At 25.2% G+C, this 6,957-nt stretch carries 7 protein-coding genes; all 7 read left to right on the top strand.

All coding sequences use genetic code 11. From position 1 onward, the window contains the following. Window positions 1-192 precede the first annotated feature (192 nt). The 7 genes from H0H73_RS03085 (at window position 193) to H0H73_RS03055 (ending at window position 6,923) form a co-directional block, all read left to right on the top strand. Complete coding sequence (locus H0H73_RS03085; protein ID WP_185852149.1) at window positions 193-1,479, top strand: mechanosensitive ion channel family protein; 1,287 nt, start codon at window positions 193-195, stop codon at window positions 1,477-1,479. Beyond that, window positions 1,473-2,201, top strand: a complete 729-nt coding sequence (locus H0H73_RS03080; RefSeq protein WP_185852148.1) for a pyridoxine 5'-phosphate synthase — start codon at window positions 1,473-1,475, stop codon at window positions 2,199-2,201. Before H0H73_RS03085 ends, H0H73_RS03080 begins: the two co-directional genes overlap by 7 nt. A 1-nt stretch (window position 2,202) precedes the next feature. Then, window positions 2,203-2,979: an alpha/beta fold hydrolase gene (locus H0H73_RS03075; RefSeq protein WP_185852147.1), complete on the top strand. Its 777-nt coding sequence runs from the start codon at window positions 2,203-2,205 to the stop codon at window positions 2,977-2,979. A gap of 19 nt (window positions 2,980-2,998) precedes the next feature. Beyond that, window positions 2,999-5,281 (top strand): aconitate hydratase, encoded by a 2,283-nt coding sequence (locus H0H73_RS03070; RefSeq protein WP_185852146.1) that lies wholly within the window; start codon window positions 2,999-3,001, stop codon window positions 5,279-5,281. Continuing rightward, on the top strand, window positions 5,230-5,496 hold the full coding sequence (gene yidD, locus H0H73_RS03065; RefSeq protein WP_317168013.1) for a membrane protein insertion efficiency factor YidD: 267 nt from the start codon (window positions 5,230-5,232) through the stop codon (window positions 5,494-5,496). The genes H0H73_RS03070 and yidD overlap by 52 nt, the downstream gene beginning before the upstream one ends. A 12-nt stretch (window positions 5,497-5,508) precedes the next feature. Beyond that, window positions 5,509-6,399 carry a prolipoprotein diacylglyceryl transferase gene (gene lgt, locus H0H73_RS03060; RefSeq protein WP_185852144.1) on the top strand — a complete coding sequence of 297 codons (891 nt, stop codon included), beginning with the start codon at window positions 5,509-5,511 and terminating at the stop codon, window positions 6,397-6,399. A gap of 89 nt (window positions 6,400-6,488) precedes the next feature. Further along, window positions 6,489-6,923 carry a DUF192 domain-containing protein gene (locus H0H73_RS03055; protein WP_238784353.1) on the top strand — a complete coding sequence of 145 codons (435 nt, stop codon included), beginning with the start codon at window positions 6,489-6,491 and terminating at the stop codon, window positions 6,921-6,923. The last annotated feature ends 34 nt before the right edge of the window (window positions 6,924-6,957 follow it).

Raw genomic sequence — 6,957 nt, 5'->3', positions numbered from 1 at the left:
AAATCTAAAATTTTAAAAAATTGAGTCAAAATTTTTATCTAAAAAATATCTAAAAAAAAATCAATATCTATTATATTATTCAATCTACAAAACATAAGAAATAAAAATCCGAATAAATTATTGAAAATAACTCAAAATACAGTTAATTATTCAATTTTTTATAGTAAGATTTATAGTTAAGAATTTTAACTTATGTGTTATAAAAGCAATTTTATTGAAAAAGTAGGAACAATTATCTTTCAAATTCAAGGAATTTATGAGATTGTTCATAATTTAGATCTAAAAAAATGGGGGACAATAACTCTTGTTATAATTGGTAAAATGTTATTTTTTACTATTTTTCTAGTAGTTTTAGAATTTATTTTTAATAGAGGGGTTCGTTTTATAGGAAGAAGAATAGTAAGTTCGACTCATTTTGTTTGGGATAACATTTTATATGAAAACAAAGTTTTTGATAGTCTCGCCCATTTTTTTCCACTATCTATTGGCTTAATATTAATTGAACCATTTTTCAAAAATTATCATACAATTATCATTTATTTAAAAAAAATATTTGATATATTATTTGTTTTAATTGTTTTACAATTTTTAATTCGAGTAGTGAATTCTATCATGAGAATAGCTACAAGTGAAAATAATCATCAAACAATAGCAGTTCGTTCTTTTTCACAACTACTGAAAATAGTATCTATCATATTTTGTATTCTAGTTATCATTGCGATTCTCACAAAAAATGATCTTATTACAATTTTAACCAGTTTAGGTGCTATAACAGCTTTTGTGATACTGGTATTTAGAGATACAATCCTTGGATTTGTTTCAGGAGTTCAAATGGCATCCACAAAAATGATCAAAGTAGGAGACTGGATTAGAATTCCTAAATATAGTATAGAAGGGACAGTTATTGAGATCAATTTAACTTCCGCAAAAATAGAAAATTTTGATAAAACTATTACTAGTGTCCCTACTTATGATTTAATTTCTACAGCTGTTATTAATTTTGAATTTATGCGTCAAAAAAACATACGTAGAATTAAAAGATCTATTTTATTTAATATACAATCTTTTCATTTTTGTAATTCAGATAATTTGAAGAAGTTTCAACATGTTTATCTAATCAAAAATTATATAGAACAAAAACAAAAAGAAATAGATATTTTCAATAAGGAAAAAAATATTGATGTTAGTGTAAATATTAATGGAAGAAGATTAACAAACATTGGACTTTTTCGTCAATATGCATTGGAATACTTGTATCAACATCCAAAAATATCACAATCAGAAACTTTGATGGTACGACATTTAGAACCTACTCCTTATGGTCTACCCATAGAATTATATTGTTTCACGAATACTTCTGAATCTATTAAATACGAACAGATACAGGCTAGCGTTTTCGATCATTTATTAACAGCATCTAAAGAATTTGGTTTAGAAGTAACACAAGTAACTAAAAAAGAAGTTTTGAAACAATGGTAAGATTAAGTGTTAATTTAAATAAGATAGCTACATTAAGAAATGCAAGAGGGGGGAATATACCTAATGTTTTGCAGGTAGCAATAGATGTTCAAAAATTTGGATGTCAAGGAGTAACTATACATCCACGTCCTGATGAAAGACATATTACATATAAGGATGTTTATGATATAAGTTCTGTAATAACAACAGAATTAAACATTGAAGGAAATCCTACTGAAAAATTTATGAAATTAGTATTAGATATAAAACCATCGCAAGTTACTTTAGTTCCTGATTCTGAAAAAGATATAACATCAAATTCTGGATGGAATACTTTTTTATATCAAGATTTTTTGACTGAAAAAATTAGAAAATTAAAAAATTATGGAATTCGTACTTCCATTTTTTTAGACCCAAAACCAGAATTAGTTTCATATGCAGCTAAAACAGGAGCAGATAGAATAGAATTATATACAGGATATTTTGCTATAGGATATGCAAGAAAAAAATGGAATTGCATTGATCCGTATATTGATACAGCAAAAATGATTGTGAATAATCATATGTTAATTAATGCTGGCCATGATTTAAATTTAGATAATATTTCTTTTTTAATTGAGAAAATACCAAATATATCAGAGATATCGATTGGACATGCTTTAATTAACGAATCTATATATATGGGACTAGAAAATACAATACAAAGTTATTTGAAAAGAATTCATAAAGTAAACAAATATTAAAATGATACTATATTCTAAAATTTACGGTATGGGGTCTCCTATTTTAGTTTTTCATGGTTTATTTGGAAATGGAAATAATTGGATTTCTTTTGCAAAAGAATTTTCAAAAATTTATCAAATTCATCTATTAGATATTAGAAATCATGGAAAGAGTTTTGTTTCCGATAAAATGAATTATGATCTCATATCAAAAGATATATTAGAATATATTCATTATTATGAATTAAATGATCCTATATTATTAGGACATTCTATGGGAGGAAGAGCCGTTATAAAGTTTTCCATAAAATATCCTTTTATTCCAAAAAAAGTTATTGTTTTAGATATTAGTCCTAAAGCTTATACTAACAGTGATCAAGATCAAAAAAAATTAATTCATATTTTAAAGAAAGTAGATTTCAATATAATTAACACTAGAAGAGATCTAGACTCTTTTTTAAAAACATGGATTTTTGATATAAAAATCAGGTCATTTTTTTCTAAATGTATTCAAAGAAAAAAAAATGGAAAATTATGTTTTTCTTTTTCTTTATTAAATATTGAAAAAAATTATGATTTTTTAATTCATAAAGAAATAAAAAATGGTTTATATTATGGCCCAACATTATTTTTGCGAGGAGAATATTCAAATTATATTCTTAATAAAGATTATAATTATATACGTAAGTTGTTTCCAAAATCTAAAATTTGGACAGTTAAAAAATCTGATCACTGGATTCATATAGATAATCCCATGGATTTTTATAAAAAAATAAATGTTTTTTTAAACGAAACATAATTTATGTATATTATAATATATGATTTTTGATCTTAATCTGATTCGAAATTTTTATTCAAATTTTTTATCTAAAATTGAAAAAATTCGAAATGTGATAGATTCTCCTATGACTTATTCGGAAAAAATTTTGTATTATCATTTAGGTGATGAAATAAAAAAAATAGAAACTAATTTTGAATCGAAAAACTTTCGAGATAAATATTACATGAATTTTTTTCCAGATCGTATTGTCATGCAAGATGCTACAGCTCAAATGACATTGCTACAGTTTATGCAAACTAAAAAATACAAAACGTTTGTTCCTACTTCCATTCATTGTGATCATCTCATATATGCTAGAGATGGAAACGATTTAGATTTAAAAAATTCTATAGAAGAAAATCAAGAAATTTATAATTTTTTAAGATCCGCATCTCATAAATATGGAATAGACTTTTGGGGGCCTGGGTCTGGTATTATTCATCAAATTATTTTAGAAAATTATGCATTTCCTGGAGGAATGATTATAGGAACAGACTCTCATACTCCTAATGCTGGAGGACTAGGCATGTTAGCGATAGGAATTGGAGGATCCGATGCCGCAGAAGTTATGTCCGGGTCTCTTTTAGAATTGAAATTTCCTAAAATAATTGGAGTAAATTTAACAGGAAAAATTAATGGATGGACTTCTCCTAAAGATGTGATATTAAAATTGTCTGGAATGATTGGAGTTTCAGGAGCTACAAATCATATTATTGAATATTTTGGAGAAGGGGTTAATAGTATTTCTTGTGTTGGAAAAGCTACTATATGTAATATGGGCGCAGAAATAGGAGCTACGGCATCTTTGTTTCCCTATGACATAAAAATGAAAAATTTTTTGAATAAAAATGGAAGAAATCAGGTCTCTATGATGGCAGAAAAAATAAAATATTTTTTAAAAGCAGATCCAGAAGTTTATCAAAATCCATATTATTATTATGATAAAGTAATAAAAATAGATTTAAATGTTTTAGAGCCCCATATTAATGGACCTTTTACTCCAGATAAAGCAACTCCTATTTCTAAAATGAAAGAAGAAGCCGCTAAAAATAATTGGCCAACAAAAATAGAAATTGGATTAATTGGTTCTTGTACAAATTCTTCTTATGAAGATTTATCAAAGGCTATATCAATAATTAAACAAGCAAAAAAGAAAAAATTGAAAATTAATTCAGAATATATGGTATCTCCGGGATCGAAAAAAGTTTCTTTTTTTATGAAGCAAGAAGGATTTTTATCTATTTTTAAAGATATTGGAGGTAAAATTTTTTCTAATGCTTGTGGCCCCTGTATTGGACAATGGGATAGAAAAGGAAATAAAAAAAACGTAAAAAATACAATTATTCATACTTTTAATAGAAATTTTTCATCTCGCAATGATGGAAATCCAAAAACACATGCTTTTATCGCTTCTCCAGAAATTGTCACTGCCTTAGTTTTTTCTGGAGATTTGACATTTGATCCTAGAAAGGATATGTTGAAAAATGAAATAGGTGAATATGTAAAATTCGAAGAACCTAAATCAATGGAAATTCCTGCTAAAAATTTTAATATAGAAGAATTAGGATATGAAAATCTTTCAAAAAAAAATAGAAAAAATTTATCTGTGATCATAGAAAAAAATTCTAAAAGGTTACAGATTTTATCCCCATTTTTAGCATGGAATGGAAATAATATTCTAAATATTAGACTTTTGATTAAAACTAAAGGAAAATGTACTACAGATCATATATCAATGGCAGGCCCATGGTTAAAATACAGAGGTCATCTTGAAAAGATTTCTGAAAATTTACTAATGGGAGCTGTAAATGCTTTCAATCATGAAAAAAATAAAATAAAAAATATTATAAAAGGAAATTATGGTACGGTTTATGATGTATTAAAATTTTATAAATCAAAAAATATACAAACTTTGATTGTTGGAGAAGATAATTATGGGGAAGGCTCTTCAAGAGAGCATGCTGCGATGGAACCTCGTTTTTTAGGAGTTCGTATAATTCTTGTTAAATCTTTTTCTAGAATACACGAAACTAATTTGAAAAAACAAGGAATTTTAGCTTTAACTTTTTCAAATCCCAATGATTATTACAAAATTGAAGAAGAAGATGTATTACATTTTTATGTAAAAAATATATCTCCTAATAAAAATATAGCAGTAGAGTTAATTCATAAAAATGGGCGTAAAGAAAGAATTATAGTTCATCATTCTTATAATGAAAAACAAATTCAATGGTTCAAAGCTGGTTCTTCCTTAAATTTTATTACAAATCATTTTGCATGAAAATTATAAAAATTTTATTCATAAAAATTATCATATTATATCAAATAGGGGTATCTCCATGGATAGGGCATAATTGCAGATATATACCAACTTGTTCAAGTTACATGATTTTATCACTAAAAAAATGGAATCTTTTTAAGGCTATTTTCATAAGTATAAAAAGAATTATAAAATGTAATCCATGGGGTCCATACGGTTATGATCCTACAAAATAAATTTAATGAATCATGCAAACATTAGAATTAGAATATATTAATTGGGATCCTATCCAAAAATTTAATTTGTGGAAAGGTTTTATAATTCATATTTATAGTCTAATGTTTGTGGTTTCTTTTTCATTAGGATGGTATATAATGAAATATATTTATCAAAAAGATGATATACATCAAAAATATTTGGACCCTTTATTCATATGTACTTTTTTTGGAACTCTTATAGGAGCGAGATTTGGTCAAGTTATATTTTATGATTTTTCATATTTTTCAGATCATTGTATTGAAGCTTTTCTTCCTATAAGAAAAAACGACCATAGTTTTTTATTAGGATTTATAAAAGGATATGAATTTATTGGTTATAGAGGTTTATCTAGTCATGGCGCGACCATAGGTATTATCTTATCTAGTTTATTTTATAGTAAAACGATTCTAAAGAAAAAATCTTTTATTTGGTTATGCGATAGATTATCTCTTCCTGTATCAATATCTGCTGTTTTCATTAGAATAGGAAATTTTTTTAATTCTGAAATCGTGGGAAAACCATGTAATGAAAAATTGCCTTGGGCAGTAAAATTTGTACAGATGGATACAGAATATGGAGAAATAGTCCCTAGACATCCTGCACAAATATATGAGTCTATTGGTTATCTAATAATTTTTTTACTACTTTGGTATTTATATCGAATAGGAAAAAAAAATGATAATGGTTTTTTATCTGGAATTTTTTTTATTTTTCTTTGGTCTATACGTTTTTTATTAGAATTTATGAAAGAACCACAAGGAGAAGAATTTATTAATTTTTTATCTATAAATACAGGACAGTGGCTGAGTATTCCTTTTATTATTTTTGGATTTTTGCTTTTAAACTTATCAAGAATTAAAAAGTATTTTTTTTCATTATGAAAAAAATTAATATTTTTTGTTCTTTTATCATAATAATAATTCTGTGTTTTTTTATAAATTCATCTGAAAGAATTCATTACGATTCTGATATGTTTTTAGATGTTGGAAATCTACTAGAAATAGAATTTATTAAAAACGGAGAAATATATTTAAAAAATAATAATTCTATTATTAAAAAAATAGACATAGAATTAGCAGACAAAGATATAGAAAAAAGTAATGGATTAAAATATAGATCTTTTCTAAAAGAAAATAGAGGAATGTTGTTTTTATTAAAAAATCAAGAAGAATATAAACAGATAAACATGAAAGATGTGCGAATTCCTTTAGATATTATATATATCAATCAATTTGATACTGTTGTTTTTTTGAATAAATACATAACTCCTATGAAAGAAAATATAGAAATCATCAATTTTCCTTCATACATAAACATAAAATATATTTTAGAAATTAATGCTGGTATGTCTGATAAATGGGGAATAAAAGAAGGAGTAACAAAAATTACTTATCTTATTAAATGATTAATCATGCAAAAGAATTATCTTTATCTCATGT

Source organism: Blattabacterium cuenoti (assembly GCF_014251335.1).
GTDB classification, from domain to species: Bacteria; Bacteroidota; Bacteroidia; order Flavobacteriales; family Blattabacteriaceae; genus Blattabacterium; species Blattabacterium cuenoti_G.
This window is presented reverse-complemented; position numbering and strand designations above follow the sequence as displayed.

What these genes read in the sequence shown, in the direction of transcription:
- H0H73_RS03085 (WP_185852149.1), top strand. Translation starts at nt 193, where the DNA reads ATGTGTTATAAAAGCAATTTTATTGAAAAAGTAGGAACAATTATCTTT.
- H0H73_RS03080 (WP_185852148.1), top strand. Translation starts at nt 1,473, where the DNA reads ATGGTAAGATTAAGTGTTAATTTAAATAAGATAGCTACATTAAGAAAT.
- H0H73_RS03075 (WP_185852147.1), top strand. Translation starts at nt 2,203, where the DNA reads ATGATACTATATTCTAAAATTTACGGTATGGGGTCTCCTATTTTAGTT.
- H0H73_RS03070 (WP_185852146.1), top strand. Translation starts at nt 2,999, where the DNA reads ATGATTTTTGATCTTAATCTGATTCGAAATTTTTATTCAAATTTTTTA.
- yidD (WP_317168013.1), top strand. Translation starts at nt 5,230, where the DNA reads ATGGTTCAAAGCTGGTTCTTCCTTAAATTTTATTACAAATCATTTTGC.
- lgt (WP_185852144.1), top strand. Translation starts at nt 5,509, where the DNA reads ATGCAAACATTAGAATTAGAATATATTAATTGGGATCCTATCCAAAAA.
- H0H73_RS03055 (WP_238784353.1), top strand. Translation starts at nt 6,489, where the DNA reads ATGTTTTTAGATGTTGGAAATCTACTAGAAATAGAATTTATTAAAAAC.